This is a genomic window from Actinomadura sp. 7K507 (assembly GCF_004348425.1).
Classification (GTDB): Bacteria; Actinomycetota; Actinomycetes; order Streptosporangiales; family Streptosporangiaceae; genus Spirillospora.
The window spans coordinates 13,824-40,542 of the sequence record NZ_SMKK01000068.1 but is presented as its reverse complement, the minus strand read 5'-3'; the positions used below and the strand labels follow the sequence as shown (position 1 = coordinate 40,542).

General features: G+C 73.4%; 26 protein-coding genes and 1 riboswitch. Of the genes, 8 read left to right on the top strand and 18 right to left on the bottom strand.

Going from position 1 to position 26,719, the window contains the following annotated elements:
• The coding region (locus E1285_RS17500) for a carbon monoxide dehydrogenase subunit G (RefSeq protein ID WP_165966652.1) at positions 1 to 279 on the bottom strand (279 nt) is incomplete at its 3' end.
• A gap of 196 nt (positions 280 to 475) precedes the next feature.
• Here E1285_RS17500 and E1285_RS17495 point away from each other — a divergent pair.
• Entirely contained in the window at positions 476 to 1,321 is an 846-nt protein-coding gene (locus E1285_RS17495) for a polysaccharide deacetylase family protein (RefSeq protein ID WP_132153279.1), read from the top strand.
• Positions 1,322 to 1,445: 124 nt separating this feature from the next.
• Here E1285_RS17495 and cutA read toward each other — a convergent pair whose 3' ends face one another.
• From cutA to E1285_RS17470, 5 genes are all read right to left on the bottom strand, one after another.
• Positions 1,446 to 3,860, bottom strand: a complete 2,415-nt coding sequence (gene cutA / locus E1285_RS17490; RefSeq protein WP_132153277.1) for an aerobic carbon-monoxide dehydrogenase large subunit — start codon at positions 3,858 to 3,860, stop codon at positions 1,446 to 1,448.
• A complete protein-coding gene (locus tag E1285_RS17485) occupies positions 3,861 to 4,349 on the bottom strand; it encodes a (2Fe-2S)-binding protein (protein ID WP_132153275.1) in 489 nt (162 codons plus the stop codon).
• On the bottom strand, positions 4,349 to 5,212 hold the full coding sequence (locus E1285_RS17480) for an FAD binding domain-containing protein (RefSeq protein WP_132153274.1): 864 nt from the start codon (positions 5,210 to 5,212) through the stop codon (positions 4,349 to 4,351). Before E1285_RS17480 ends, E1285_RS17485 begins: the two co-directional genes overlap by 1 nt.
• Positions 5,213 to 5,223: 11 nt before the next feature.
• Positions 5,224 to 6,687, bottom strand: coding sequence for a solute carrier family 23 protein (locus E1285_RS17475; RefSeq protein WP_132153272.1), 1,464 nt, complete (start codon positions 6,685 to 6,687; stop codon positions 5,224 to 5,226).
• Between the two features lie 185 nt (positions 6,688 to 6,872).
• The gene (locus tag E1285_RS17470) at positions 6,873 to 8,651 is read right to left on the bottom strand and encodes a PucR family transcriptional regulator (RefSeq protein WP_132153270.1); all 1,779 of its coding nucleotides are present in this window, start codon (positions 8,649 to 8,651) and stop codon (positions 6,873 to 6,875) included.
• 256 nt (positions 8,652 to 8,907) lie between these two features.
• Here E1285_RS17470 and E1285_RS17465 point away from each other — a divergent pair, with 256 nt between their 5' ends.
• The 5 genes from E1285_RS17465 to E1285_RS17445 all read left to right on the top strand — a co-directional run bounded on the left by E1285_RS17465 (position 8,908) and on the right by E1285_RS17445 (position 15,075).
• On the top strand, positions 8,908 to 9,855 hold the full coding sequence (locus tag E1285_RS17465; protein WP_132153268.1) for a DUF2877 domain-containing protein: 948 nt from the start codon (positions 8,908 to 8,910) through the stop codon (positions 9,853 to 9,855).
• Between the two features lie 49 nt (positions 9,856 to 9,904).
• The gene (locus tag E1285_RS17460) at positions 9,905 to 11,365 is read left to right on the top strand and encodes an FdrA family protein (protein ID WP_132153266.1); all 1,461 of its coding nucleotides are present in this window, start codon (positions 9,905 to 9,907) and stop codon (positions 11,363 to 11,365) included.
• Positions 11,362 to 12,774 carry a DUF1116 domain-containing protein gene (locus E1285_RS17455; protein WP_132153264.1) on the top strand — a complete coding sequence of 471 codons (1,413 nt, stop codon included), beginning with the start codon at positions 11,362 to 11,364 and terminating at the stop codon, positions 12,772 to 12,774. Before E1285_RS17460 ends, E1285_RS17455 begins: the two co-directional genes overlap by 4 nt.
• Before the next feature lie 29 nt (positions 12,775 to 12,803).
• On the top strand, positions 12,804 to 13,760 hold the full coding sequence (locus E1285_RS17450) for an aldose 1-epimerase family protein (RefSeq protein WP_132153262.1): 957 nt from the start codon (positions 12,804 to 12,806) through the stop codon (positions 13,758 to 13,760).
• 100 nt (positions 13,761 to 13,860) lie between these two features.
• Entirely contained in the window at positions 13,861 to 15,075 is a 1,215-nt protein-coding gene (locus E1285_RS17445) for an aldolase (RefSeq protein ID WP_132153260.1), read from the top strand.
• On the opposite strand, the gene E1285_RS17440 is transcribed toward E1285_RS17445, so the two are convergent.
• From E1285_RS17440 to E1285_RS17425, 4 genes are read right to left on the bottom strand one after another with little or no spacing between them, the layout of a single operon-like run.
• Positions 15,072 to 15,689, bottom strand: a complete 618-nt coding sequence (locus tag E1285_RS17440) for a nucleotidyltransferase family protein (RefSeq protein ID WP_132153258.1) — start codon at positions 15,687 to 15,689, stop codon at positions 15,072 to 15,074. The genes E1285_RS17445 and E1285_RS17440 overlap by 4 nt on opposite strands.
• An 18-nt stretch (positions 15,690 to 15,707) precedes the next feature.
• On the bottom strand, positions 15,708 to 16,832 hold the full coding sequence (locus E1285_RS17435) for an XdhC family protein (protein ID WP_132153256.1): 1,125 nt from the start codon (positions 16,830 to 16,832) through the stop codon (positions 15,708 to 15,710).
• Complete coding sequence (locus E1285_RS17430; protein ID WP_347814083.1) at positions 16,825 to 17,976, bottom strand: VWA domain-containing protein; 1,152 nt, start codon at positions 17,974 to 17,976, stop codon at positions 16,825 to 16,827. Before E1285_RS17430 ends, E1285_RS17435 begins: the two co-directional genes overlap by 8 nt.
• A gap of 6 nt (positions 17,977 to 17,982) precedes the next feature.
• Positions 17,983 to 18,882 carry a MoxR family ATPase gene (locus E1285_RS17425; RefSeq protein ID WP_243722856.1) on the bottom strand — a complete coding sequence of 300 codons (900 nt, stop codon included), beginning with the start codon at positions 18,880 to 18,882 and terminating at the stop codon, positions 17,983 to 17,985.
• Positions 18,883 to 19,232: 350 nt separating this feature from the next.
• Between E1285_RS17425 and E1285_RS17420 the strand changes: the two genes are divergently transcribed.
• Positions 19,233 to 19,871 carry a hypothetical protein gene (locus E1285_RS17420; protein WP_132153254.1) on the top strand — a complete coding sequence of 213 codons (639 nt, stop codon included), beginning with the start codon at positions 19,233 to 19,235 and terminating at the stop codon, positions 19,869 to 19,871.
• 32 nt (positions 19,872 to 19,903) lie between these two features.
• On the opposite strand, the gene E1285_RS17415 is transcribed toward E1285_RS17420, so the two are convergent.
• From E1285_RS17415 to E1285_RS17395, 5 genes are all read right to left on the bottom strand, one after another.
• Positions 19,904 to 20,350 (bottom strand): PH domain-containing protein, encoded by a 447-nt coding sequence (locus tag E1285_RS17415; protein WP_243722855.1) that lies wholly within the window; start codon positions 20,348 to 20,350, stop codon positions 19,904 to 19,906.
• The gene (gene hisG / locus E1285_RS17410; protein ID WP_132153252.1) at positions 20,343 to 21,218 is read right to left on the bottom strand and encodes an ATP phosphoribosyltransferase; all 876 of its coding nucleotides are present in this window, start codon (positions 21,216 to 21,218) and stop codon (positions 20,343 to 20,345) included. The genes E1285_RS17415 and hisG overlap by 8 nt, the downstream gene beginning before the upstream one ends.
• Before the next feature lie 44 nt (positions 21,219 to 21,262).
• The gene (gene ribH, locus E1285_RS17405) at positions 21,263 to 21,775 is read right to left on the bottom strand and encodes a 6,7-dimethyl-8-ribityllumazine synthase (RefSeq protein ID WP_132153250.1); all 513 of its coding nucleotides are present in this window, start codon (positions 21,773 to 21,775) and stop codon (positions 21,263 to 21,265) included.
• Positions 21,772 to 23,010 (bottom strand): bifunctional 3,4-dihydroxy-2-butanone-4-phosphate synthase/GTP cyclohydrolase II, encoded by a 1,239-nt coding sequence (locus tag E1285_RS17400; RefSeq protein WP_132153248.1) that lies wholly within the window; start codon positions 23,008 to 23,010, stop codon positions 21,772 to 21,774. The genes ribH and E1285_RS17400 overlap by 4 nt, the downstream gene beginning before the upstream one ends.
• 100 nt (positions 23,011 to 23,110) lie before the next feature.
• Positions 23,111 to 23,704, bottom strand: a complete 594-nt coding sequence (locus tag E1285_RS17395; protein WP_132153246.1) for a riboflavin synthase — start codon at positions 23,702 to 23,704, stop codon at positions 23,111 to 23,113.
• 79 nt (positions 23,705 to 23,783) lie between these two features.
• Positions 23,784 to 23,914: riboswitch (FMN riboswitch) on the bottom strand.
• 178 nt (positions 23,915 to 24,092) lie between these two features.
• On the opposite strand from E1285_RS17395, the gene E1285_RS17390 reads away from it, so the two are divergent.
• Positions 24,093 to 24,503 carry a DoxX family protein gene (locus tag E1285_RS17390; protein ID WP_132153244.1) on the top strand — a complete coding sequence of 137 codons (411 nt, stop codon included), beginning with the start codon at positions 24,093 to 24,095 and terminating at the stop codon, positions 24,501 to 24,503.
• On the opposite strand, the gene E1285_RS17385 is transcribed toward E1285_RS17390, so the two are convergent.
• The 3 genes from E1285_RS17385 to E1285_RS17375 are packed head-to-tail and all read right to left on the bottom strand — an operon-like array spanning position 24,475 to position 26,714.
• Complete coding sequence (locus E1285_RS17385) at positions 24,475 to 25,173, bottom strand: HAD-IA family hydrolase (protein ID WP_132153242.1); 699 nt, start codon at positions 25,171 to 25,173, stop codon at positions 24,475 to 24,477. The genes E1285_RS17390 and E1285_RS17385 overlap by 29 nt on opposite strands.
• Entirely contained in the window at positions 25,170 to 25,847 is a 678-nt protein-coding gene (rpe, locus tag E1285_RS17380; protein WP_132153240.1) for a ribulose-phosphate 3-epimerase, read from the bottom strand. Before rpe ends, E1285_RS17385 begins: the two co-directional genes overlap by 4 nt.
• A gap of 12 nt (positions 25,848 to 25,859) precedes the next feature.
• On the bottom strand, positions 25,860 to 26,714 hold the full coding sequence (locus tag E1285_RS17375; protein WP_132153238.1) for a phosphatase PAP2 family protein: 855 nt from the start codon (positions 26,712 to 26,714) through the stop codon (positions 25,860 to 25,862).
• Positions 26,715 to 26,719: the final 5 nt, after the last annotated feature.

The window sequence follows — 26,719 nt, the reverse complement described above, 5'->3', positions numbered from 1 at the left end:
GACGCGGACCGTGGCGTCCACCGTGCCCGGCGCCCCCTGCCCGCGTGCGCGCAGGACGAACGAGCGCCGCGGATCGGGCTCGGCCAGCTCGACCTGGCCCACGTAGGTGCCCTGGACCGACGCGACGCCCGCCGTGACGGTCATGCGGTACGTGTCGGGGCCCGTCTCCTCCAGGGAGCTGCATCCGGGGATCGTCCTGGCCAGGACGGCCGGGTCCTGGAGCGCGTCCCACACGCGGGCGAGCGGCGCGGCGACGGTGGCACTGCCGTTGAGCTGCATGACCCGACTTTAGAGAATGACACCGCGGCACCGAACGGCAACATCTGCCGACCACACGCCGAGGTTTGGGCATTGCTACGCCAAACCCACCTGGAAATGGTCAGATATGTCCGGCAGGTTCCGTCGGCTGCGAACTCCCGTGGTCATCGGCGCGTCAACCGAGGAAACCAACTGAACCGAAGGGAGCACGCGGCAGATGCGAGGGAAGACGCCCGTCACCGCCATGGTGGCCGCCGGAGTGCTCGGCCTGGCCGCGGGCGGCTGGCCCGTCGCGACCGCCCTCGCGGGCGACTCCGGCCCGCCGATGCGCACGCAGCTCACGTCCGTGCTCGGCGACCAGGAATGGGCGACGCCCAAGCCCGGCTCCTGGACGATGCCGCCGCCCTCCAAGGACGGGCTCCCGCCGGTCATCAAGAGCATCCAGACGAAGGAACGCGTCGTCTTCCTCACCATCGACGACGGCTACACCTACGACGCCGAATTCGTGAACCTCGTCCGCAAGGAGAAGGTTCCCATCATGACGTTCCTGACCTCCACCTACATCAAGGGGCAGGGACAGTACTTCTGGGCCATGCGCAACGCGGGCTCGGTGATGGAGAACCACACCGTCAGCCACCCCAACATGGCGACGCTCGGTCCCGAGGAGCAGCGGAAGCAGATCTGCGAGTCCTCAGACGCGATCGAGAAGAGCTACGGCCGCCGCCCCGAGATCCTGCGGCCCCCGTTCGGCAGCTTCAACGAGACCACCCGCCAGGTCGCCAAGGAGTGCGGCATCAAGTCGATCCTGCTGTGGTCGGCGGAGTTCTACAACGGCACGTCCGGGCCAGGCGTCGGCTTCAACGGCTTCGCGCGCAGCGACGGCGGCAAGGGGTTCAAGCCCGGCGACATCATCCTCATGCACTACCGCAAGGGCCTCGCCGGGCAGCTCAGGACGATCCTCACCTGGATCGAGCAGGCCGGCTTCCGGCCCGCCGCGGTGGAGAACTACCTGCCGAGGTCTCTCGGCGGCAACGCGCCCGACAAACCCCCTGCGCACGGCTGAAAACCGATCTTCCCGGAGGAATCCCGGTTACGCCGAACGCCGGGGCGGGCCTTCACTATCGTCAACACGCTGGCGGGGTTGAGGTCCCCCGCTTCCCGAGCCGACCCCGCCAGCATCCAGCTCCTCAGCCCGCCCGCACGCCCTCCCGGACGCGCAGGGACGGGTCGCTCGCGGCGCGCAGCCGCAGCGTGTACAAGGCGTCCGGGGAGATCGGCATCGCGTCGACGCGGACGCCCTCCGCGTCCTCGACCGCCGAGGCGATCACCGCCGACACCGGGATGACGCCCGCCTCCCCCGCGCCCTTGATCCCGAGCGGGTTCAGCGGCGACGGCGTCTCCAGGTGGTCGGTCTCGATGTGCGGGATCTCCGTGGCGTACGGCATGAGGAAGTCCATGAACGACGCGTTCAGCAGCTGTCCCGACTCGTCGTAGACCATCCGCTCGTACAGCGCGCCGCCGATCCCCTGCGCGACGCCGCCGTGGATCTGCCCCTCGACCACCATGGGATTGATGAGCCGCCCGCAGTCGTGGACGACCGCGTACCGCAGGACGGCGATCTCCGCCGTGTCCGGATCGATCTCCACGATCGCGGCGTGCGCGCCGGCCGCGAACGTGGACCGCACGGGCGAGTAGTAGTCGCGTCCCTCCAGCCCCGGCTCGTCCCCGGAGGCGACGGGCGGCTCGGTGACCGGGCGCCCGACCGCGAACTGCGTCGCCGCCGCGGCCTCCTCGTCGAACGCGTACCGCAGCGGGTTCGACAGGACGGCGACCGTCCGCAGCGGGACCGCCGCCGAAGGGTCGCCGCGCACGTGCACGACGCCGTCGGTGATGTCCAGGTCGCGGGGGTCGGCTTCGAGGGCCTCGCCGGCGATGCGCAGCGCCTTGCCGCGCACCTTCCGGGCGGCGAGCGCGATCGCGTTGCCGCTCATGACCGCCGCGCGGGACGCGAACGTCCCGACCGCGTACCCGAACCGGCGGGTGTCGCCCGTCGTGACGCGCACGTCCTCGATGGGGACGCCGAGTTCGGCGGCGGCGATCTGCGCGAACACGGTCTCGTGCCCCTGGCCCTGCGAGGTCAGCCCGGTCGAGACGTGCACCCGGCCCGCCGTGTCGATCTCGACGTGACCGCCCTCGTACGGGCCGACGCCCGTCCCCTCGACGTAGATCCCGAGGCCGATGCCGAGGCGGCGGCCACGCGACGCGGCGGCGGCGCGTTCGGCGTCGAAGCCGTCCCAGCCGATCAGGTCCCGCACCTTGCGGAGCAGCTCCGGGTAGTCGCCCGAGTCGTAGATGAGGGGGCGGCCGTCCTGGAACGTCAGGCCCTGGTCGTAGGGGAACTCGTCGGGCAGGATGACGTTCGCCGCGCGCACGTCGGCGCGGTCGCGGCCGAGGTGGCGGGCGACGCGGTCCATCGTCCGCTCCATGCAGAACACGCCCTGCGGGCGGCCCGCGCCCCGGTACGGGGTGACGATCAGGGTGTTGGTGTAGAGGCTGACGACCTCCGCCCGGTACGCGCCGATCTTGTACGGGCCGAGGAGCTGGGTGGACGTGACGATCGGGATGATGATCCCGTACGGCGTGTAGGCGCCGTGGTCGTGGCGGATCCGCACGTCCAGGCCGAGGATGCGGCCCTCGTCGTCGAACCCGACCCGCACGTCCTGGAGCTGGCCGCGCTCGTGGGCGGCGGACACGAAGTGCTCGCGGCGGTCCTCGGCCCACTTGATCTCGCGGTCCAGCAGCCGCGCCGCCCACGGGACGAGGATCTCCTCCGGCCACGGGTGGACGATCTTGACGCCGAACCCGCCGCCGACGTCGGGCGCGACCACCTCGACCTTGCCGTTCGGCAGCCCGAGCCGCGCGGCGATCGCGGCGCGCACGCTGGTGGACGCCTGGGTGGACGAGTAGACGCGCAGCGACCCGTCGTCGGCGTCCCACCGCGCGTAGACGCCGCGTCCTTCCAGCGGCATGGAGGCGCTGCGCTCGATCGCGAGGCCGAACTCCAGCACGTGGGGCGCGGCGTCGATCGCGGCGGCGGCGTCGCCGTTCTCCTGAACCAGGACGGCCCCGACGTTGCCCGGCACATCGTCGTGGACGAGATCCTCCGCGCGTGACGCGGCCTCGATGCCGACGACGGCGGGCAGGCGCTCGTACTCCACGCGGATCCGTTCGGCGGCGTCCTCGGCCAGGTACCGGTCGCGGGCGACGACCATCACGACGGGCTCGCCCACGTGCCGGACGACGTCGCGGGCGAGCGGGTAGCCGGTGCGGCCGTGGGTGAGCGCCGGATGCGGGATCAGCAGCGGCAGGGGCTCCCCGACGCGTCCCGGCAGGTCCTCCCAGGTGTAGACGGCGACGAGGCCGTCGACGTCGACGGCCTCCGACACGTCGATGTCGGCGATCCGGGCGTGCGCGTGCGGGGACCGGACGAACGCCGCCGCGAGGGCTTCACGCCCCAGGTCGTCCAGGTAGCGGCCCTTGCCGGTCAGGAGCCTGGCGTCCTCGCGGCGCTCGACCGGCTCACCGAAGACCCGCGTCCCCATCTACGACTCCCCCTCGGCGAGCAGGTCCGCGGCGCGGTGCACCGCCTTGACGATGTTCTGGTAGCCGGTGCAGCGGCACAGGTTCCCGGAGATCCCCTCGAGGACCTGGTCGTCGGTCGGGCGCGGCGTCTCCCGCAGCAGCGCCGTGACCGTGCAGAGGAACCCGGGCGTGCAGAAGCCGCACTGCAGTCCGTGGCTTTCGCGGAACGCCCGCTGCACCGGCGACGGCGTCCCCTGCTCATCGGCCAGGCCCTCGACGGTCGTGATCTCGTGCCCGGCGGCGGTGACGGCGAACATCAGGCACGACCGCACCGGTTCCCCGTCCAGCAGGACGGTGCAGCAGCCGCAGACTCCGTGCTCGCAGCCGACGTGGGTGCCGGTGAGCCCGAGGTCGTGCCGGAGCAGGTCCGACAGCAGCCGCCTGGCCGGGACGCGGGCCGTGCGGTGCGTCCCGTTGACGGTCAGCGCGACCTCGAAGCCCTCCTCCATCAGTCCTCCGCCTTCCGCAGCGCCTCGGCCGCCGCAGCAGTCAGGGCACGCTCGGTGAGCACGCCGGTCAGGTGCCGCCGGTACTCGGCGCCCGCGTGGATGTCGGGTTCGGGATCGACGCGCTCCCGGACGTGCGCGGCGGCGGCCGCCCAGTCGCCCGCCGGCCCCGCGGCGGCGGTCAGGTCGAGGACGAGCGGGACCGCGCAGACGCCGAGGTACCCGGCCCGCGCCGCCGACACCCGCAGGTCCTCGTCCAGGGTGACGGTCGCGGCGACCCCGGCGAGCGCGTAGTCGCCGTGCCGCCGCGCCGTCTCGGTGAACGCGGTGCCGGTGCGCGGCGGCGCGGCGGGGAAGAACGCGGACACGGCCAGTTCGCCGGGTTCGAGCACGCACTCCAGCGGTCCGCGGAAGAACTCGGCGGCCGGGATCGTGCGGCGGCGCCGCGCCGACGCCGCCTCGACCGTCCCGCCGAGGACCGCCAGCACGGCGGGCATCTCCCCGGCGGGGTCGGCGTGCGCGAGGCTCCCGACGACCGTGCCCCGGTTGCGGATGACGGGATGCGCGACGTGCCGGAGCGCCTGCCGCAGCAGCGGCTGTATCGCCGCGGCCTCCGGCGAGCGCTCCACCCGCGCGTGCCGGGCGAGCGCGCCGACCCGCACGCCGCCGTCCCCCGCGTGGACGGTGTCGAGTTCGGCCACGCGGTTGATGTCGACGAGTTCGGACGGGGCGGCGAGCCTCATGTTGAGCAGCGGGATGAGGCTCTGGCCGCCGGCGAGGACCTTGCCCGCCGGGGCGGCGGCGAGCGCGTCCAGGGCCTCGGCGAGCGTGCCCGGGGCGTGGTATCCGAACGGGGGAGGTTTCACCGGCGGCCTCCTCAGCCCGGCTCGGCGCCGGGCTCGTCCTTCTTCGTGCGGCGGACCGGCCCGCCGATCTCCTCCTCGGACGGCGCGATGATGCCGCCGCCCGAACCGTCCGGGCGGCGCACCGCGTTCAGGACGTGGTAGCCGAGCAGCACCGCGATGGTGCCGAACGCGATGCCCTGGAGCGGGAAGTCGTCGGTGATATGGAGTGTCACGTCGCCGATCGCCAGGATCACCCCGGCCGCCACGGGGACGAGGTTGACCGGGTCGGCGAAGTCCACCCGGTTCTCGACCCAGATCTTCGCACCGAGCAGGCCGATCATCCCGTACAGCACGACGGTGATGCCACCCAGCACGCCGCCCGGGGTCGCGGCGATCAGCGCCCCGAACTTGGGGCACAGGCCGAACAGGATCGCCACGACCGCGGCGACGTAGTAAGCGGCCGTCGAGTAGATCCGCGTCGCGGCCATCACGCCGATGTTCTCCGCGTAGGTGGTGGTGGGCGCGCCGCCGACCGCGCTGGCGAGGGCGGTGCCGACGCCGTCGGCGCCGACGGCGCGGCCGAGGTAGGGGTCCAGGTCGTCGCGGGTCATCGCGGCGACCGCCTTGACGTGCCCGGTGTTCTCGGCGAGCAGCGCGATGACGGCGGGCAGCGCCAGCAGGATCGCGGACGTCTTGAAGTCGGGGCCGTGCATGCTCGGGAGCCCGAACCAGTCCGCCGCGCCCACGCCGCCGAGGTCGACCCGGTCGTGGGGGAAGGCGGTGGCGACGCAGTACGTGCCCTCCACCGTGCACGGCTGCCCGTTGGCGCCCAGCAGGTTCTGACCCGGCAGCACGGAGGTGACCTGCCCGGCGGTCTTGTCGAGGATCCACGACAGGGCGTAGCCGAACACCAGCGCGAGCAGGATCGTGATCCGCGCCCAGAACCCGCGCAGCAGCACCGCGCACAGCACGGCGAAGCCGAGCGTCGCCAGCGCGACCCACTGGTCCTGCGGCCAGTACACGTTGGCGACGACGGGAGCCAGGTTGAACCCGATCAGCATCACCACGGCGCCGGTGACGACTGGCGGGAAGACCCGGTGGATGACCTCGCCGCCCACGAAGTGGATCAGCACGCCGATCAGCGCCAGGACGAGGCCCGCGACGAGGATCGCGCCCGTGACGGTGGCGGTGTCGCCGCCCGCCGCGCGGATCGCCGCGACCGCCCCGACGAACGACGCGCTCGTGCCGAGGTAGCTCGGCACCCGGCCGCCGACGATCAGCAGGAACAGGATCGTCGCGACCCCGGACATCATGATGGCCAGGTTCGGGTCCAGGCCCATGACCAGGGGGAACACGAACGTCGCCCCGAACATCGCCACCACGTGCTGCGCGCCGATCCCCGCGGTGCGCGGCCACGACAGCCGCTCGTCCGGTCTGACGACCTCGCCGGGCGGCGGTGTCCGCCCGTCACCGTGCAGCTTCCAGCCCATCACCATGCGGGCCCCTCCCTGCTCAACCGTCCGCGTGCATGCGGGCAACGTAGATCCACCCCGGGGGGCGGGCATCGGCGACATCTGCCAAAGCCAGCGCCCCCGTTTGGGAGGAGCGCCCGGTGTGGCCGCCGCCCGGCGCGCCGGGCGGACGCGCCCGAGGCGGTGACACTACGTTCGGATCACTACCTTCAGATACCACGCATGCGCAGTACGTGAAGAGCGAGGGTGAGGTTGAGCCGCAGATGCGCGTCCTCGGTGAACGCGCCCAGCATCCGCTCCAGCTTCCCGATGCGGTAGCGCAGCGTGTTGTAGTGGAAGTGGAGCCGGCGCGCGGTCTCGGCGACGTTGAGGTTGGTCTCGAGCAGCACCTGGAGGGTGCGGCGCAGGTCCACCAGCTCGGGCTCGTCGTCGGCGGCCAGGTCGCCCAGCGTCTCCCGGACGAACGCGTGCAGCTCGCCGGGATCGGAGACCAGGCTCAGCAGCCGGTACACGCCGAGCTGGTCGAAGTGCGCCCGCGCGCCCGCGCCGTTGAGCTGGCGGCCGACCCGGACGGCCTTCACCGCCTGCTCGTAGGCCTCGGGCAGCGCGGCCGGGGACGTCACCGTGCGGCTGATGCCGGTGGAGAACGTCCGCCGCACCGGCAGGTGCTCGGCGAAGATCGACGACGCCTCCTTGACCATCGCCTGGGCCGGGCCGGCCGTCAGCTCGGCGGGGTCCGCGCCGTCCACGCCGACGACCGCGACGACCTCGTGCGCGAAGCTCGCGACGGCCGCGCCCCGGTCGTGCCGCCGGACGGCCGACGTCCACGCGGCGGCGAGCCGCTCCTGCGCGGACCGTTCCTCGGCGCCGCGGCCGCGGGTCCCGCCCTCGGGGCCGTCCCCTTTGCCGCGGCCCTTGCCGTCGGGCTCGTGGCCCGTGGCCGGAACCGGCCCGCCGTTGCCGCGCGGGCGCCCGTCGAGCTCGGCGACCAGGACCATCACCGGGCGGTCGAGGTCCCAGCCGAACCCGTCGCAGTGGGCGACGACCCGGTCGTCGTCGCCCGCGCGTCCCGCGAGGATGTCGCGCAGGAAGTCGGCGCGGTACTTGCTCTCGACGGCGGCGACGGCCTGCTGCTTGGTCACCACGAGCGCGGCGACGGTGGCGGCGCGCTCCAGGATGCCGAGGTCGGTGCCGCGCAGCGTGCCGCCCGGGCTGAACGCGACGATCCGGCCGTGGTCGAAGCCGCCCGCCATCACCGGCACGGCCAGGTGGTCGCCGGTGCCGTGCGCGCCGATGATGCCGCAGCCGCCCCGCCCGCAGGCGGCGTGGCGGCCCGCGTCGAACGCCCGCATCGCCTGGACGTGCTCGTCGGGCCCGGCGCCGGCGAGCACCCGCTGCTCGCCGTCCAGGACGACGACGGCCACGTCCAGCAGCGTCGCGACCTCGTCGACGACCTCCTGGAGGCCGCCGCCGCACAGCACGATCTGCACGAGCGCCCGGTGCACCTCCTCGGTGCGCGCGAGCACGGCCGCCTGCCGGTTCAGGATGTCGGTCAGGACCTGGTTGAGGATGTCGTCGAAGCCGACGTCGTTGGGGAGCAGGATCAGGGGGAAGCCGCGCCGGTCCGCCTGGGCGATCATCTCGGCCGGCAGCGAGTCCAGGTAGCGGCCCAGCTTGATGGCCAGGGCCGCGAGGCCGCGCTCGTCCAGGTCGGCGACCAGGTTGTCGAGCGACTGCGGGGTGTTGCGCAGGGGGTAGCCGGTGGTCAGGAGCAGCTCGTTCGGTTTGACCCACGACAGGATGTCGGGGACCTCCATCACGTTGAGCCGCTGGACGACGCGCTCGAGTCCGGACCGTCCGGCGATGAGGCGGGCGCCGTTCAGGGTGCTGACGCCGAGGACCTCGCCGACCGAAAGGCCATAGGTCAGTGTTCCGGTGCTCGCGAGCCTGAGGGCCGGTGGGCCCGGGTCCGCGCTGGTGTAACTCATGCCAGGGGTCACCTCGCCTTTTGGTGCGTACATCGCCCGTTACGGCGTGATCGCTACCGGTTCCTGATCAACACTGACAACAAAGACGAACGATGACAACCATCCTTGGCAGCTTTCCCCATACGTCCGCCGCGAGGGCCGTTCTAACGTCTCCGCAGAGGCCGGTCCGCCGGGGTGCCGGACACGGCGCACCGGGACACGGCGCGTCGGGGCACCACGCGCCGGACGGCCACCGACACCGGCCTCGGGAGGATCAGTGACCGCCCTCGTCCGCGACCCCGTCCCGCTCCTGGCACCGCCCGGCGGGCGGCCGCCCGCCGCCGGCGCGGCGAGCCTCGCGCTGCGGCCGCTGCTCGACCCGCCGCGCCGCGCCGCGCGGGTCATCGCCGTCTTCCCGGCGGCGCTGTACCTGGAGCTGCGGGGCGGCCCCGAGCCGCGCGTGCTCGCCGTCGTCACCGCCGACGCGCACCGGCTGCCGAACGCCGTGGTCGTCGTCGCGACGCGCCGCGAACACCCGTTCCGGTCCGTCCGGGAGGGCGGCGACGCCTTCGTCGGCGACGGCCGGATCGAGGCGGACGGGCTGCGGGTGCGCGTCCGCCGCTGGTGGGACCCGTCGCCCGCGCTCGGCGGGATGGCGCCCGCCGCCCTCGCCACCGGTGTGCGGTCGCTGGAGGCGGCCCTCACCGATGCCGGGATGACGGGCGGCGGCCTCGCCGGCCACCCCGACCCGGCGGAACTCGCCGGGTGCTGCGCCGCCGGCGACCTCGCCGGGGCCGTGGAGGCCGCCGAGCGGATCGTCGGCCTCGGCCCGGGGCTGACCCCGAGCGGCGACGACATCCTGTGCGGCCTGCTGGTGTCGCTGCGGCTGGTCGGCGACGCGGTCCGGCACGGCCGGACGGCGGTCTGGCTGGCCGACTGGCTCGGCGCCGCCGTCACCGCCGACGCCGGCACCCGCACGACGGCGCTCGCCGCGACGCTGCTGCACTGCGCGGCGGCGGGCGGCGCGGGCGCCGAGGTCGCCGCCGTGCTGCGCTGCGTCGCCGGCCACGAGCCGCCCGCCGCGGCCGTCCGGCGACTCCTGTCGGTCGGCCACACCTCCGGCACCGACCTCGCGCACGGCGTCCTCGCCGGCTGCCGCGCCACCCTCGCCCTCACCGCGCACGCCGCGCACGCCGCCCGCCGCACCCCGCGGGTGCCCGCATGAGCGCAGCGAACCGGGGTGTGTGGGGGGCCGTCCCCCACAGGAGGCGGGCATGAGCGACTGGGTCGAGGTCCGGCGGGGGGGCTACCACGACTCGGTCACGCTCATGCGGGTGAGCCGGACGCTGTCGGAGCGGCCCGGGGTGGCCGCGGCGATGGTGGCGATGGGCACCGAGCTCAACCGCGAGATGTTCGAGCGGATGGGCTTCGAGGTTCCGGCGGGCGCCGGGCCTGACGACCTCGTCGTGGCGATCCGGGTGGACGGCGGCGACCTCGGCCAGGCGCGGGAGGCACTGGACGGGCTGCTGCGCGGCGCGTCCCGGACGCCCCACGGCACGGGGGGGCTGGGGGCGGCCGCGCCGGCGCGGACGACGGGATCCGCGGCGGCGCGGACCGAGGCGACCGTCGCGCTGCTGTCGGTGCCGGGCCGGCACGTGTTCCCGGAGGCGATGGACGCCCTCGACGCCGGGCTCAACGTGATGATCTTCAGCGACAACGTGCCGCTCGCCCAGGAGATCGCGCTGAAGGAGGCGGCGGCGCGGCGCGGTCTGATCGTGATGGGGCCCGACTGCGGCACCGCGGTGATCGGCGGCGCCGGCCTCGGGTTCGCGAACGCGGTGCGCCCGGGGCCGGTCGGCATGGTGGCGGCCTCCGGGACGGGCGCGCAGCAGCTGATGTGCCTGCTGGACGCGGCCGGGGCCGGCGTCAGCCACGTGCTGGGCGTCGGCGGCCGGGACCTGTCGCCGGAGGTGAGCGGCCGGTCGGCGCTGGCGGCGCTGGCGGCGCTGGACGCCGACCCGGCCACCGAGCTGATCGTGCTGGTGTCCAAGCCGCCCGCGCCCCAGGTCGCGGACCTGATCCGGGAGGCGGCACGGCGGCTCGACACGCCGGTCCTCTTCGCGCTGACGATGGCCGGTGAGGACGACATCACGCGGACGGCGGAGAAGGCCCTGAAGGCGCTCGGCCGGGCCGTCCCGCAGTGGCCGCGGTGGCCGGCGTCCAGGCGCCCGGAGCCGGTGGCCGGGCGGGCGGTGCGCGGGCTGTTCGCCGGCGGGACGCTGCGCGACGAGGCCGAGCTGATCGCGCGGGAGGTGCTGGGCTGGGACGCGGAAGCGCGCGGCCACCGGTTCACCGACTTCGGCGACGACGCCTACACGCGGGGCCGCGCCCACCCCATGATCGACCCGGCGCTGCGGCTGGAGGCGCTGCGGGACGAGGCGTCGGGCGCCGAGTGCGGGGCGCTGCTGCTGGACGTGGTGCTCGGGTACGGCGCCGAGCCCGATCCGGCGGCGTCCCTCGCCCCTGCCATCGCCGCCGCGGTGAAGGACCGTCCCGACCTGTCCGTCGTCGTGTCGCTGTGCGGGACGACCGCGGACCCGCAGGACCGCGACCGGCAGGCCGCGGCGCTGCGCGACGCGGGCGCCGACGTGTTCGCCTCCAACGCCCAGGCGACCCGGCACGCCCTGTCGATGGTGGAAGGGACGGCGCCGACGGTGGAGAGGGCGGTCGAATGAACGACGAAAGGCACCGGCTGGGCGGGCTGCTCACCGGGGAGCCCAGGGTGGTCGCCGCCGGGGTGGAGGTCCTCGCCGGGGCGCTCACCGAGCAGGCCGTCCCGGTGGAGGCCGTCGACTGGCGTCCGCCGCCCGCCGGGACCGAGCAGGCGCTCGCGGCCGTGCTCGGCGACCCGCGCCGCGCGGACGCCAACGCCCGCGCGGTGCGGCGCATGGTGACGGCCCGTCCCCACCTCATGGACGTGCGCCCGGCCCGGGAGGTCCTCGGCCTGGAGGCGGGAACGTTCCTGCACGCCGGCCCGCCGCTGGAGTGGGAGCGCGCGTCCGGCCCGATGCGCGGCGCCCTCATCGGCGCGATGCTCCTGGAGGGGCTGGCGGAGACGCCGCCCGACGCGGAGCGCGAGCTGGAGCGCGGGACGGCGGCGTTCGAACCGTGCCACGGCCACGCGACGGTCGGGCCGATGGCGGGCGTCGTCAGCCCGTCCATGTGGATGTGGGTGGTGGAGGACGCCGAGCACGGCGGCAGGTCGTACTGCTCCCTCAACGAGGGGCTGGGGAAGGTCCTGCGGTACGGGGCGTACGGGCCGGAGGTCATCGAGCGGCTGACGTGGATGGGCGAGGCCCTCGGGCCCGCGCTCCAGGCGGCGGTGCGCCGGCACGGCCCGCTCGACCTGATGTCGGTCATCGCGCAGGCGCTGCAGATGGGCGACGAGCTGCACAACCGGAACCGGGCGGCGACGTCGCTGCTGCTGCGCGAGCTGGCGCCCGTCCTGGCCGCCGCCGAGGAGGTGCCGCGCGACCTGGCCGCCGGAACGCTGCGGTTCGCGGCGGGCAACGAGCACTTCTTCCTGAACGCGGGGATGGCGGCGGCGAAGGCGTGCGCGGACGCGGCACGCGACGTCCCCGGCTCCAGCCTCGTCGTGGCGATGGCCCGCAACGGCACCGACTTCGGCATCCAGGTGTCGGGGACGGGCGACCGCTGGTTCACCGCCCCCGCCGGCGTGCCGGACGGCCTCTACCTCGGCGACTACGGCCCCGGCGACGCCAACCCCGACATCGGCGACTCGGCGATCACCGAGACGGCCGGGATGGGCGGGTTCGCGCTCGCCGCCGCGCCCGCGATCGTCCGGTTCGTCGGCGGCGAGGTACCGGACGCCGTGGCCGCCACCCAGCGGATGTACGAGATCACCCTCTCCGAGCATCCGGTGCTGCAGATCCCGCTGCTGTCGTTCCGGGGCACCCCGGCCGGCGTCGACGTCACCCGCGTCGTCCGCACCGGGATCCTGCCCGTCATCGACACCGGCATCGCGGGACGGGAGGCCGGCACCGGCCAGGTCGGCGCGGGCCTGGTCGAGCCGCCGCCGGAGGTGTTCACCGCGGCCCTGCACGCCCTCGCGGAGATCGCGTAGTGATCGCGGCAGCGGGTAACGTCCCCGGCATGAGCGAGTCGATCACCGGGGAGCAGTTCGCCCTGAGCGCCGGGCCGTACCAGGCGATCATCACCGAGTCGGGCGCGAGCCTGCGCGAGCTGACCCACGACGGGCTTCCGCTGGTGCTGTCGCACGGCGCCGACGAGCCCGCGCCGGCGGCGTTCGGGCACCTGCTGATCCCGTGGCCGAACCGCGTCGACCACGGCCGCTACGACTACGGCGGCGCCTCGCACCAGCTCGACATCTCCGAGCCGGCCCGGGACTGCGCGATCCACGGGCTCGTCCGCTGGGCGCCGTGGCGGGCCGCCGAGCACGAGCCGGGCCCTTTCCCGGTGGGGGGACGACCCCCCGCACCCCACGGAACGGCCCGGGTGCGGCTCACGCACCGCCTCCTCGCGACGGCCGGCTACCCGTTCCGCCTCGACCTGGAGGCCGAGTACTCCCTGGACGCGGCGGACGGCCTGCGCGTCCGCATCACCGCCCGCAACTCCGGGGCCGTGACCGCGCCGTACGGGCACGGCTCCCACCCCTACCTCACGGTCGGGGAGCCCATCGACGCCTGCAGGGTCACCCTCGGCGCCGACCGCTACGTCCCGGTGGACGAGCGGATGGTGCCGTCCGGGCCGTCCCTCGACGTCACCGGCGGCAAGTACGACCTGCGCGCGGGCCCGCTCCTGAGCGACCGGGTCATCGACAACGCGTTCACCGACCTGAACCGCGAGGGCGACGGCCGCGTCTGGGTGACGCTGGCCGGCGGCGCCCGCACGGTCCGGCTCTGGGCGGACGAGGCGCACCCCTGGATGATGATCTACACCGCCGACAACGCCCCGTCCCCCCGCGAGGGACTCGGCGTCGAGCCCATGACCTGCCCGCCCAACGCCTTCGCGACCGGCGAGGGCCTGGTCCACCTGGAGCCGGGCGCCGAGTACACCGGCACCTACGGCATCCAGGCCGCCGCCCTGTGAGGGGACGGCCCCCGCACCACCCCCCGGGAACGGCCCGTTTCCTAGCCGCGGGTGGCCGGAACGGGTTTTCCAACGGTGCGGGTTGGGGGATCATGGCGGGGTGAATCTCAGCGTCTCCTCGTTCGACGACCTGTCCGCGCGCATCGCCGCCGTCCGCGACGAACACGGCGAGCGCTTCCCCGGCGGCGCCGACGGCCGGCAGCCGGTGCACACGGTGTACGTGCCGGCCGACCGGTTCTCCCGGTCGACTCCGGCCGACTTCGGCGCCGAGGCCCTGCGGCTGCTGAACACGCACACGCCGGGAGCCGGGTCGTTCGGCGCGGCGTTCGGGCTCGACCCCGAGATCGCCGGGGTCGTCCGCGAGCGGGTCGCGGCGAAGCTGGGCACCGAGCCGGTCGAGGACGTGCGGATCGACTTCGAGGACGGCTACGGCGTGCGCTCCGACGCCGAGGAGGACGCGCACGTCGAGCAGGTCGTCGAGGCCGTCGCCGCCGCTTACCAGGTCAAGGGCCTCCCCCACTACTGGGGCGTGCGGGTCAAGTCGTTCGCCGACGGCGGGCACGACCGCTCGATGCGCACGCTCGACGGGTTCCTCACCGCGCTGCGCGACCGCCTCGGGCGGCTGCCGGGAGGATTCACGATCACGTTCCCGAAGGTGGTCACGGCCGAGCACGTCACGCTGTTCGTCGAGTACCTGGACCGGCTGGAGACCGCGCTCGGCCTGCCGTCCGGCATCCTGCGGTTCGAGGTGCAGGTCGAGACCGCCGGGTCGATCCTGGACGGCGAGGGCCGCACCGGCCTGCGCGCCGTCGCCGGCGCCGCCGGGGGCCGCCTCACCGCCGCGCACTTCGGCGTGTTCGACTACACCGCCGCGCTCGGGCTGCCGCCGCACGAGCAGCGCCTCGACCATCCCGCCTGCGACTTCGCCCGGCACGTCATGCAGGTCTCCTTCGCCGGCACCGGCGTGCGGCTGTCGGACGGCTCCACCAACGTCATCCCCCGCAACGACGGGCCCGACGAGGTCAACGCGGCGTGGGCGACGCACGCCGCGCACGTCAGGCACTCGCTGCGGCACGGCTTCTACCAGGGCTGGGACCTGCACCCGGCGCACCTGCCGAGCCGGTACGCCGCCGTGTACGCCTTCCACCTGGAGGGCGTCGACGACGTCATCGGGCGGGTCCGGGCCTGGCACGAGCAGGCGGCGGGCAACGCGGGCGTCCTGGACGAGCCCGCCACCATCAAGGCGCTCACGTCCCGCCTCCGCCGCGCCGTCGACTGCGGCGCCCTGGACGAGAGCGTCCTGCCCGTCCCCTAGCCCTCCGGCCGCCTGGGGCGGCGGGCCATGGCGGCCAGGTCCTCGGGGGTGTCTATGTCGTCGGGGGCGGCGACGTCGTCGCAAGGGACGTGGGTGACCCGCTCCGGGTTCGCGCGCAGGTAGCCGCGCGCTCCCATGTCGCCCACCGCAGCCTCGGCGGCGCCGGCTAAGTGCGCGGCGCGCAGGAGGACCGGGTTGCGCGGCGCACCCCCGTAGGTCGCGACGGCGATCCCGGCGCCCTCCTCGTAGGCGGCGATCAGCCGTTCCACCGCCGCCGCTGTGACGAGGGGCTGGTCGACGAGCGCCACGACCACGGCGGGGCAGCCGGGCGGCAGCGCGGCCAGACCGGCGCGCAGCGACGAGCCCATGCCGTCCCGCCAGCCCGCGTTGGGGACGACGACGGCGCCGATGACCTCGACCGGCTCCGCCCCGGCCACCACCAGGACCGGGGAGCAGCCCGCGTCGCGCAGCGTCCGCACACCCCGGTCGACCAGGCGTTCACCGTCCAGTTCGAGCGTCGCCTTCGGGCGTCCCAGCCGGCTTCCCTCGCCCGCGGCGAGCAGCAGGCCCGCCGGGGCCCCCGCACCGTGCCCCCCCAACGACCGCACCGTCATCCCGTGAGGGTAGTGCCGTCAGGGCGCGTCGGCGTGGATTCTGCCGGTGGTGTCGGTGAGCGGGCGCCCGGAGCCTCCCCACCGGAGCTGGACGAGCTCGGCCGCGATCGACACCGCGGTCTCCTCCGGCGTGCGGGCGCCGAGGTCGAGGCCGATCGGCGAGCGCAGCCGCCCCAGCTCGGCCTCGGTCATCCCGGCCTCGCGGAGCCGGGCGAGGCGGTCGTCGTGGGTGCGGCGCGAGCCCATCGCGCCGACGTAGCCGGCGTCCGTGCGCAGCGCCACCTCCAGCAGCGGGACGTCGAACTTGGGGTCGTGGGTCAGGACGCAGATCGCCGTCCGCTCGTCGATGGCGGCGGCCGTCTCCTCCAGGAACTTGTGCGGCCACTTCACCACGACCTCGTCCGCCTCCGGGAACCGCTTGGGCGTCGCGAACACGGGCCGCGCGTCGCACACCGTCACGCGGTAGCCGAGGAACTTGCCGACCCGGGCGACGGCGGCGGCGAAGTCGATGGCGCCGAACACCAGCAGGCGGGGCGGCGGGGCGAAGGCGTGCACGAAGACGGCCAGGTCGTCCAGCCGCCGCTCGCCCTCGGCGCCGTAGTGCCGCTGGCCCGTGAGGCCCTGGGCGAGCATGCCGCGCGCGTCGTCGTCCACCGCCGCGTCGAGGCGCGCGGCGCGCGGGGCGTCCGGCGCGAGCGATCCGGCGGCGCGGTCCGCCCAGATGACGCGGCGGGCGCCGATCCGCCCCGGCCCCGCGACGACGGTGGCGACCGCGACGGGTTCGTGCCGGTCGATCGACGCGGCGACCTCGGCGAACTCCGGGAACGTGCCGGGCCCGACCGGCTCCACCAGGACGTCCAGGATCCCGCCGCAGGTCAGGCCGACGGCGAACGCGTCGTCGTCGCTCACCCCGTACCGCTGGACGACGGGCTCGCCGGTCTCCAGCACCGACTGGGCGAGGTCGTAGACGGCGCCCTCGACGCAGCCGCCGGACACGCTCCCGGCCACCTCCCCGCCCGGCGACACGGCCATCGCCGCCCCCGGCGGGCGCGGCGCGCTGCGGAAGGTGTTCACGACGGTCGCGAGCCCGAACGTCTCCCCGGACGCGTACCAGCCGGCGATGTCGCCGAGGACGTCACGCATGTGCGCTCCCCTTCCCGGTGTGACCGGATCCGCGCGGGCGCCGCCCGCCGCCCGCCACGAGGCGGGCCAGCTCCTCCAGCGCCGCGAGGCTGTGCCCCGAGGTGAAGTCGTCGACGTGCGGGAGCGCCGCGGCCATCCCGGCGGTCAGCGGCTCGTAGCCGGGCCGCGCCTTGTGCGGGTTCGCCCACACCACCCGGTGCGCGAGCCGGTGCAGCCGGGCCATCTGCTCGCCGAGCAGCTCCGCGTCGCCGCGCTCCCAGCCGTCCGACGCGATCACCACGATCGAGCCGCGGGCGAGGCCGCGCTGCCCGAACCGGTCGAGGAACTCCTTCAGCTCCTCGCCGAGGCGGGTGCCGCCGCTCCAGTCCGGGATGGCCGCCGACGCCGCCGCCATCGCGGAGTCCGCGTCGCGGTGCCGCAGTTCGCGGGTGAGGCGGGTCAGCCGGGTCCCGGCGCTGAACACCTCGACGTCCCGTCCGCCGGAGCGGGCGGCGGCGTGCGCGAACCGCAGCAGCGCGTCGGCGTACGGGCTCATGGAGCCGCTGACGTCCACGATCAGCACGACGCGGCGCGGCCGGGTGCGGTGCGCGCGGTGCCGCAGCAGGGACGTCTCGCCGCCGCGCCGGAGGGTCTCCCGGACGGTCCTGGCCGGGTCGAGCCGCCCCGCCGGGGCCGGTGCGAACCGCCGGGACCTGCGCCGCTCGGCTCCCGCGTCCAGCACCGCGATCAGCCGGGCGACCTCGGCGCGCTCGGCGGCGCTGAGCCGCGCCACGTCGCGGTCGCGCAGCACCTCGACGGCGCTGGCGGTGGCGGCCTTCAGCTCCCCGGCCCGCTCCTCGCCGGCCTCCGCGCCCGGGTCGGGCAGCGTCATCCGCCGCACGACCACGGGCGGCGGCGGGCGGCGCCCCGGGCGGGCGGTCGCGCCGGAGAAGTAGGCGGCGAAGCAGCGGTCGTAGCGGGACAGGTCGCCGGGGTCGGCGCAGAGCGTCAGGCGTCCCGCCCAGTACACGTCGGACGGGTCGAGGACGTCGAGGTGGTCGAGTGCCGCCAGCATCGCCTGCACCCGCTCCGGGTCGGCGTTGCCGCCCGCCGCGCGCACCGTCCTGGCGAAGCCGACCATCGTCTCGGTGACGTCCCGCTCCACACCGGCTCACCCCCCGTTGAGCAGGGCCTCTAGGCTGCCGCCGAGCACCCGCTGCTGGTCCTCGCGGTACTTCAGGACGGCGCCGAGCGTCACCGCGGCGGTCGCCGGGTCCAGTTCGCGGACGCCGAGCGCGACGAGCGCCTCGGTCCAGTCGAGGGTCTCGGCGACCCCGGGCGGCTTCAGCAGGTCGGTCTCGCGCATCCGCTGCGCGGCGCCGGCGACCTGCCCCGCGAGGCGCCTCGCCGCGCCGGGCAGCCGCCGCCTGATGATCGCGACCTCGCGGTCGAACGACGGATGCTCCAGCCAGTGGTACAGGCAGCGCCGCTTCAGCGCGTCGTGGACCTCGCGGGTCCGGTTGGAGGTGACCACCACGACCGGCGGATGCTCGGCCCGGATCGTGCCCAGCTCGGGGACGGTGATCGTGAAGTCGCTGAGGACTTCGAGCAGGAACGCCTCGAACTCGTCGTCGGCGCGGTCGAGCTCGTCCACCAGCAGCACGCTCGGGGAGGTTTCGAGGGCCTGGAGGAGCGGCCGGGCCAGCAGGAAGCGCCGGTCGTACAGCTCGCCCTCCAGCCGCGCCACGTCGCTGACGCCCGCGGCCTCGGCGGCGCGCAGGTGCAGGAGCTGGCGCGGGAAGTCCCAGTCGTACAGGGCCTGGGACGCGTCGAGCCCCTCGTAGCACTGCAGCCGGATCAGCGGCGCGCCGAGCCCCCGCGCGAGCGTTTTGGCCAGCTCGGTCTTGCCGACGCCGGCCTCGCCCTCCAGGAACAGCGGCCGTCCCATGCGCAGGGCGAGGAAGCACGCCGTCGCGAGCCCCTCGTCGCACAGGTAGGCGTGCCTGTCGAGCAGGCCCGCGAGCTCCGCGGGCGATCCGACCTGGTCCATCGTCACCTGGTCCGCGGTCATCGACGCCGTCTCCCCACGGCTCTCAGGCTACTCAGCCCGCGGCGCAACTCACATGCCCGGCCCTCTTGCGTTTTCGCGGCTCGGCGCCGAGCCCGCCGTTTCCCTGTTCCGCGTCACCCGACGGTGAGCAAGCCGTGCCGTTCGGTCACGGGCCGTGGACATGCCGCCGCTCAGGATGGACGCTGGCCATGGCTCGGCATCGGTCGCCCATCGCACGGAGGGACCACCATGGCCCTGTGGAAGCCAGACCCGGCCTTCTACGCCCGCACCCGCATGCCGGACCGCAGCCACCTGGTCGTCCCCAGGCTGAGGCCGGGCGGAAACGCCTCCTCTGGCTCTCGCCGCCACCCGTGAAAGAGGGGTCGCTCGCCGCGCTCGTGGTGCTCGGCGCGTTCCACGGCGTCAATCCCGCGATGGGCTGGCTGTTCGCCGTGGCCCGCGGCCTCCAGGAGCGCAGCAGGTCCCCGGTCCTGCAGTCGCTCCCGGCGATCGCCGCGGGGCACGCCGCCTCCATCGGCGTCGTCGCGATCGTCGTCGCGCTCACGCAGTCCGTCGTCGCGACGCGGGCGGTCGCGATCGGCGGCGGCGTCGTGCTCGTCGGCTTCGGGCTGTGGCGGCTGCTGTCCCAGCGCCACTTCCGCTGGGCGGGCATGCGGATCTCGCTGTGGCAGCTCGCCGGCTGGTCGTTCCTGATGTCGTCCATACACGGCGCGGGGCTCATGCTGCTGCCGATCCTGACCTCGTCCGGGACGGCCGTGGCGGGCCATGACCACGGGCTGGCGTCGGCCTCGGGCAGCGCCCTGTCCACGGGAGTGTTCGTGACCGCCGTCCACACGCTGTCGATGTTCGCCGTCGCGGGCGTCATCGCGGTCCTCGTCTACGAGACCGTCGGCCTGGCCGCCCTGCGCCGCACCTGGTTCAACCTCGACCACCTTTGGGCCGCCGCCCTGATCGGGGCGGGAACGTTCACCCTGTTCACGTCGCTCTAGCCGTCCCCGAAGCCGAGCCTCCTCGAAACTGATCAGGTGGGGTCGGGGGCTTCGCCTCGGGTGTGGAGGAGGGCCTTCAGCTCGGCCAGTTGGCGGGCGGCCAGGTCCTTCTCGGTGCCGTTGATGCCCATCGCGCCGACCGAGGTGCCGTCGGCCAGGTCGAGGGTGGGCCAGGGTTCGCCGACCGACATGGAGACGTCCACGACCTCGGGCCATTCGAGGCGCCGGGTGCGGAAGGCGTTGACGAGGGTGAGGCCCGCCTCGTCGGCGACGACGCGGCAGCGGGCGAGCATGTGCAGGATCCATGCGATGACGCCGCCGAACGCGACCATGAGGATCCGGTCGAACAGCTTGAACTGGGGCGCCACCACCACGGCGAGCACGATCAGGCCGAGCACGATCACGCCCGCCGTGATGTAGGCGACGAGCCGGGTGGTGCGGGGGCGCCACACGGCCGGCAGTGCCGGAACCTCAGTCAACGATCTTCGCGATGGGGATCTCGAGGATGTCGTGGGCGCCGGCGGCCTTCAGCGCCGGGATGAGCGTGTTGACGCCGCGCTTGGCGACCACGGACTCCACGGCGTTCGACTCGCCGCCCGCCAGGGAGGTGACCGTGGGCGAGGACATCGACGGCATGATGTCGAGGACGTTCTGCAGGTCGGCCTGGGCCACGTTCAGCTTCAGCAGGACGTTGCCGCGCGCGCGGATCGCGCCCTGGAGGAGCAGGGAGATGTCCTCCATCGCCGCACGCTTCTCCGCGTCCTCGTAGGCCTCGCGGTTGGCGACCAGTTCGGTGTAGCTGGTCAGCAGCGTGTCGAGGATGCGCAGGCCGTTCTTGCGCAGGGACGAGCCGGTCTCGGTGAGGTCGACGATCGCGTCCACGATGTCGGGGACCTTCGCCTCCGTCGCACCGTAGGACGGGACGACCGTGGCCTTGACGCCGTGCTTGTCGAGGAACCGCTTGGTCATCGCCGGGAACTCGGTGGAGATCCGGACGCCCTCCGGCAGGTCGGACACCTTCTGCCAGGGCGCGCCGTCCGGCACCGCCATGATCACGCGGACGGGGTTGGACGTCGCCTTGGAGTACTGCAGTTCGCCGAGGCTCTCGACGCCGGCGTCGGTCTCGGTGATCCAGTCGCGGCCGGTGATGCCGAGGTCGAACAGGCCCTGCTCGATGTAGGCCGGGATCTCCTGCGGGCGCAGGACGCGGACCCGGTCGATGCGGGGATCGTCGATGGAGGCGCGGTAGTCGCGTTCCGACGAGCGCAGGACCGTCAGGTCAGCGGCGTCGAACAGCTGCATGGTCGCCTTCTCCAGCGACCCCTTGGGCAGGACGAGTGACAGCACGGAGATGCCTTTCGAAGAGATGAGAGTGAAGGTACCGGGGTGGTTCAGGAGCCCGAATGCTCCAGGCCGTGCCCGGCGTGACCGTGATGCCGCAGACCTCGCAGGGTCAGTGCCGTGTCGAGTGCGGCCACAGTCGCCTCCCATCCCTTGTCCTCGGAGCTGTCGGGCAGCCCGCTGCGTTCCAGTGCCTGCTCAATGGTGTCACATGTGAGGACCCCGTTGCCCACCGGAGTCGCCTCGTCGAGCGCGACGCGGGTCACACCCGCGGTGACCGAGTCGCAGACGTAGTCGAAGTGGGCGGTCGCGCCGCGGATGACCGCGCCGAGGCAGACGACGGCGTCGAAGTCGCGGGCGAGCTGCTGGGCGATCACGGGCAGTTCCAGCGCGCCGGCGACGCGGGCGACGACGGGCTGGTCGATGCCGCACGCCTTGGCCGCCGCGAGCGCGCGCTCCAGGAGCCGGTCGGTGATGCGCCCGTGCCAGCGGGTGCAGACGATGCCGAGCGTGACGCCGGCAGCGTCGACGGTGACGTCCTCGGGGCGTCCTGCGCCGCTCATGAGAGTCCCTCGATCTGGTGTCCGAGACGGTCGCGCTTGACCGTCAGGTAGCGCCGGTTGTGCTCGGTGACGATGACCGGCATCGACTCGCGCCCCCGCACGTCCACGCCGAAGCCGTCCAGGCCCTTGAGCTTGTCCGGGTTGTTGGTGAGCACCCTCACCGAGCGTACGCCGAGGTCACGCAGCATATGCGCGGCGTTGGAGTACTCGCGCGCGTCGGCGGGGAGCCCGAGCTCCAGGTTGGCGTCGACGGTGTCGGACCCGTTGTCCTGGAGCGCGTACGCCTGCAGCTTGGCCAGGAGACCGATGCCGCGTCCCTCGTGCCCGCGCAGGTAGAGGACGATGCCGCGCCCCTCTTCCGCGATGCGCTCCATGGCGGAGTCCAGCTGGGTTCCGCAGTCGCAGCGCTCGGAGTGCAGGACGTCGCCGGTGAGGCACTCCGAATGGGCCCGGACGAGAACGTCCTCGCCGTCGCCGACGTCGCCGAGCACCATCGCGACGTGCTCGCCGCCGTCGATCGCGCTGGAGAACCCCACCGCGCGCCACGTCCCGTACCGGTTGGGAAGGCGGGTCTCGACGACGCGGGTGACCATCGCCTCGGTGCGCCTGCGGTATTCGGCGAGTTGTTCGATGGAGACGAGCTTGAGCCCATGCTCCTTGGCGAAGACCTGGAGTTCGGGGAGCCGCGCCATGGTGCCGTCCTCGTTCACCACTTCGGCGAGGACGCCCGCCGGGCTGAGACCGGCCATCCTGGCGAGGTCGACGGCGGCCTCGGTGTGGCCCCGCCTGCGCAGCACACCGCCCTCGCGGTAGCGCAGCGGGAAGATGTGGCCGGGACGGACGAGGTCGCGCGGCTCCGACGCCGAGTCGCACAGCGTCCGGATCGTCCTGGCCCGGTCGGCGGCGGAGATGCCGGTGCTGACGCCGAGCCGCGCGTCCACGCTGACCGTGTACGCGGTGCGCATGCGCTCGGTGTTCTGCGCGGTCATCAGGGGGATCTGCAGCCGGTCGAGGTCGGTGCCCTCCATCGGGACGCAGATGACGCCGCTGGTGTAGCGGATCGTGAACGTCAGCAGCTCGGGCGTCGCCTTCGCCGCCGCGAAGATGATGTCGCCCTCGTTCTCGCGGTCCTCGTCGTCGACGACCAGGACGGCGCGTCCCGCCGCGATGTCGGCGACCGCCGATTCGATGGAGTCGAAGATCCCCGTCTCGCTGACCCTGTCGTTGCCGCTCATTACGCGGTCACCGCCTTCCGCCTGGGGGTGTACGCGGCCTGGGCCTCCCAGGTCCGCCTGCTGAACCCGACCGTCGCCGTCACCGTCACGCCGGAGCTCTTCATGAGCGGTCACCGAGCATGCGTTCGACGTACTTGGCGACGACGTCCACTTCGAGGTTCACGGGATCGCCCGGCTTCTTGTGGCCGAGCGTGGTGAGGGAGAGGGTCGTGGGGATGAGGGCGATGCTGAACCGGTCGGCGCCTGCCTCCACGACCGTGAGGCTGATGCCGTCCACGGTGATCGAGCCCTTGTCCACCAGGTAGCGGCCCAGTTCGGGGGGCAGGGACACCGTGACGACGTCCCACCGCTCCCCCGGCTCGCGGGAGATGATCTCGCCGACGCCGTCCACGTGGCCCTGGACCAGGTGCCCGCCGAGCCGGTCGGACAGCCGGACGGGGCGTTCCAGGTTCACCTTGGAGCCGGGCTCCAGCGCACCGAGGCCGGACTTGTCCAGGGTCTCCTTGATGACGTCGGCGGTGAAGGCCTCGTCCTTGACGTCCACCACGGTGAGGCAGACGCCGTTGACCGCGATCGACGCGCCGTGCACGGCGTCCTGGGTGACGAGCGCCCCGCGGATCGTGAGCGTGACCGAGTCTCCCTGGGGCTCGATCCCCACGATCTCGCCGAGTTCTTCGACGATGCCGGTGAACATCCCGGGCCTCCTAGATCAGGGCTGATCAGGGCTCCGGGGACGTCCATACATCGGCGTACGCCCCTGGGTCAGGGGCGTACCGCGCGCTGCCTCCCATCCGGACTTTCACCGTCGGTCCCGGAGTTCCACCGGGTCAACCGGCCGATGGCTTCGGCCGGGTCGCGGACTGTCACCGCCGGTTCGGAATTTCACCGACCCCGGAGCACGCGTTTCATGCTTGGCAACCAGTGTGCCACGCGATGCATTCCCGGCCGATGTGACCATCACCACGAAGTGGCCCGTTCCAGAACACATCTCCCAGTTGTTTCAACGTTCAACGATCTTGAGGGAGGGTAGATCACGGGACGCAAGTGACGCATGACGACATTCCCACCCCCAGGAGGCAGTCATGGACGTCGTCGCTCTCATCGCCCGCATCGTCTTCACAGCGATCTTCATCGGCGCCGGTATCGGCCACCTCACCGCCACCGAGGCCATGGCCGGCTACGCGGGCGCCAAGAGGCTCCCGCAGCCGAAGCTCGCCGTCCAGGTCTCGGGCGTGTACATCATCCTGGCGTCGGCCCTGCTCGTCCTCGGCGTCTGGCCCGACCTCGCGGCCCTCGCCCTGGTCCCGTTCCTGCTGGTCACCGCGTTCGTCTTCCACGACTTCTGGAAGCAGGAGTCCCCGGAGGCCCGCCAGCAGGAGCAGCTCCAGTTCCTGAAGGACCTCTCCCTAGCCGGAGGCGCCCTGGCCCTCTTCGCCCTCTACGCCTCGGACCCGCACCCCGGCCTCAACCTCGTGGGCCCCCTCTTCGGGTGACACTCCGCGCCACCCGGGCCATCGCGACCGACCTCGCGGTGGTGAGGCGCAGGCCGGTCGGAGTGGCCGTGACGCGCGTCAGGTCTTCGACGGCGTGGTGGGCCGCGGACAGGGCACCGGGTGGATGGCTCGTACGGACCGCCAGGACGGTGGCGCCGGAGGCGCGGCCGGCGGCTATGCCCGCGGGGGCGTCCTCGATGACGATGCAGGCGGCCGGGTCCACGTCCAGGCGCCGGGCCGCCCGCAGGTAGCCGGACGGGTCCGGTTTTCCTTCCGGGACGTCTTCTGCGGTCACCACCGTGGGAGGGACCGGGATGGCGGCCACCTCGGTGCGCGTCCGCAGCTGTGCCCTGTCCATGGAGGTCACGAAGGCGCAGGGCAGGCCGTTCATGTTGGTGAGGAGGTCGACGGCGCCGGGCAGGGCGGTTATGCCGTCGCTGCGGGTGGCCTCCAGGGCGTCCAGGCGTTCGGTGGCTTCGGCTACCTGGCCGGGTGGGAGGAAGTCGGCCACGCGGTCGGCCGTCCGGCGGCCGTGGGCGTCGGACAGGAACTCGTCCGCGTCGACGCCGTATTCGGCGGCCCATTCGCGGGCCGCCCGTTCGACGAGGGGCGTCGAGTCGACCAGTGTGCCGTCCACGTCGAACAGAACCGCGGCGCAGGGCAGGATCACCAGTCCGCCTTCGCCGTCGCCTCCTCGGCCTGGCCGCGTAGCCTGCGGACGGCCTCGGCGGGGTCGTCGGCTCCGTAGACGGCGCTGCCCGCGACGAACACGTCGGCTCCCGCGTCGGCGCAGCGCTCGATGGTCTCCGCGCTGACCCCGCCGTCGACCTGGAGCCAGATGGGGAGGTCGCGGCCCTTGATGAGCTCGCGCGCGCGGCGGACCTTCGGCAGGACGACGTCCAGGAACTTCTGGCCGCCGAAGCCGGGCTCGACGGTCATGAGCAGGAGCATGTCGATCTCACCGAGAAGGTCTTCGAAACCGTCGACGGGCGTGGCCGGGTTGACGCCCAGCCCTGCGCGCGCGCCCGCGGCGCGGATGGTGCGCAGAGTGCGGATGGGGGCCTTGGCCGCCTCGGCGTGGATGGTGACGCTCTTCGCACCGGCCTCGGCGTATTCAGGGGCCCAGCGGTCCGGGTCCTCGATCATCAGGTGGCAGTCGAGGGGCAGCGCGCTGTGCTTGAGCAGTGCCTGAACCACCGGCAGTCCCAGGGTGAGGTTCGGGACGAAGTGGTTGTCCATGACGTCGACGTGGACCCAGTCGGCGGAGCCGGCGATGCGCGCGACGTCGTCGGCCAGGGTGGCGAAGTCCGCGGACAGGATGCTGGGTGCGATCTGAGGAGCCATGATGCCCAGAGTCTATTGGCGTAGCTCCGACGGCTCGTCACCCGGCCGGGTGAGCGCGGGGGTGGGCCGGGCCGCCAGGCGGAGGCGGACGAAGGCCTCCGGCGCGCCGGCCGTGACCCAGAGGCCGAGCACCGCTTGGACGATGTACGCCTGGACGAGGTCGGTTCCGTCGAAAAGGAGGGCGGGCAGGTAGACGACCGCCGCGCCGGCCAGCGCCACGGGGAGGCGTGCAAGGCGGCGCCAGAGTTCTCCGGCGGCGTCGAACCAGCCGCGGGCCGCCAGCAGGGAGAAGCCGGCCAGGACTCCGGAGAAGCCTCCTGCGAGCCTGGCCGACTCGACCAGGTCGACCGGTTCGGTGTCGCCTCCGGCCGCCCGGATGGCCCTGGCCCAGGCATTCGGCCACCGCCAGTCCTGGATGGGTTGGAACGCGACCCACGCGGCCCCCAGGAGCAGCAAGGGGACCGCCAGGGCGAGCGCCATCTGCACGGCCAGGTGGTGGCGGGTCCACCACGAGACGATGACGGGTTCCAGGAACAGGCCGGCCGCCAGGAGGGCCAGGCCGATTCCCCAGCCGGCCAGGACCTGGCCGATCGAGTGGACGCCCAGAAAGACGCGGGAGAGACCGATCAAGGCGATGATGACGGCCGTTGCCGCCCACAGGGGCCGCCGCCGGGAATGGGCGGCCCAGAAGCCCCAGGCCACCGGCGCGTTCTGGGCATGACCGGACGGCATCCCGAAAGACGAGTGCGGCTGCTCCCCTTCGACCGTGGGGTCCGTCCAGTATGGGCGGGGGTCGTGGAAGAGGAGCTTCAGGAAAGTGTTGACGAAAGCGCTGAACAGCAGGATGACCGTGGCACGTGCTGCCATGCGTG

Bases quoted from the DNA above. Each gene is read 5' to 3' on its own strand.
- E1285_RS17495 (WP_132153279.1), top strand. From the start codon at position 476: ATGCGAGGGAAGACGCCCGTCACCGCCATGGTGGCCGCCGGAGTGCTC.
- cutA (WP_132153277.1), bottom strand. From the start codon at position 3,860: ATGGGGACGCGGGTCTTCGGTGAGCCGGTCGAGCGCCGCGAGGACGCC.
- E1285_RS17485 (WP_132153275.1), bottom strand. From the start codon at position 4,349: ATGGAGGAGGGCTTCGAGGTCGCGCTGACCGTCAACGGGACGCACCGC.
- E1285_RS17475 (WP_132153272.1), bottom strand. From the start codon at position 6,687: ATGGTGATGGGCTGGAAGCTGCACGGTGACGGGCGGACACCGCCGCCC.
- E1285_RS17470 (WP_132153270.1), bottom strand. From the start codon at position 8,651: ATGAGTTACACCAGCGCGGACCCGGGCCCACCGGCCCTCAGGCTCGCG.
- E1285_RS17460 (WP_132153266.1), top strand. From the start codon at position 9,905: ATGAGCGACTGGGTCGAGGTCCGGCGGGGGGGCTACCACGACTCGGTC.
- E1285_RS17455 (WP_132153264.1), top strand. From the start codon at position 11,362: ATGAACGACGAAAGGCACCGGCTGGGCGGGCTGCTCACCGGGGAGCCC.
- E1285_RS17450 (WP_132153262.1), top strand. From the start codon at position 12,804: ATGAGCGAGTCGATCACCGGGGAGCAGTTCGCCCTGAGCGCCGGGCCG.
- E1285_RS17440 (WP_132153258.1), bottom strand. From the start codon at position 15,689: ATGACGGTGCGGTCGTTGGGGGGGCACGGTGCGGGGGCCCCGGCGGGC.
- E1285_RS17435 (WP_132153256.1), bottom strand. From the start codon at position 16,832: ATGCGTGACGTCCTCGGCGACATCGCCGGCTGGTACGCGTCCGGGGAG.
- E1285_RS17425 (WP_243722856.1), bottom strand. From the start codon at position 18,882: ATGACCGCGGACCAGGTGACGATGGACCAGGTCGGATCGCCCGCGGAG.
- ribH (WP_132153250.1), bottom strand. From the start codon at position 21,775: ATGAGCGGCGCAGGACGCCCCGAGGACGTCACCGTCGACGCTGCCGGC.
- E1285_RS17400 (WP_132153248.1), bottom strand. From the start codon at position 23,010: ATGAGCGGCAACGACAGGGTCAGCGAGACGGGGATCTTCGACTCCATC.
- E1285_RS17395 (WP_132153246.1), bottom strand. From the start codon at position 23,704: ATGTTCACCGGCATCGTCGAAGAACTCGGCGAGATCGTGGGGATCGAG.
- E1285_RS17390 (WP_132153244.1), top strand. From the start codon at position 24,093: ATGGACGTCGTCGCTCTCATCGCCCGCATCGTCTTCACAGCGATCTTC.
- rpe (WP_132153240.1), bottom strand. From the start codon at position 25,847: ATGGCTCCTCAGATCGCACCCAGCATCCTGTCCGCGGACTTCGCCACC.
- E1285_RS17375 (WP_132153238.1), bottom strand. From the start codon at position 26,714: ATGGCAGCACGTGCCACGGTCATCCTGCTGTTCAGCGCTTTCGTCAAC.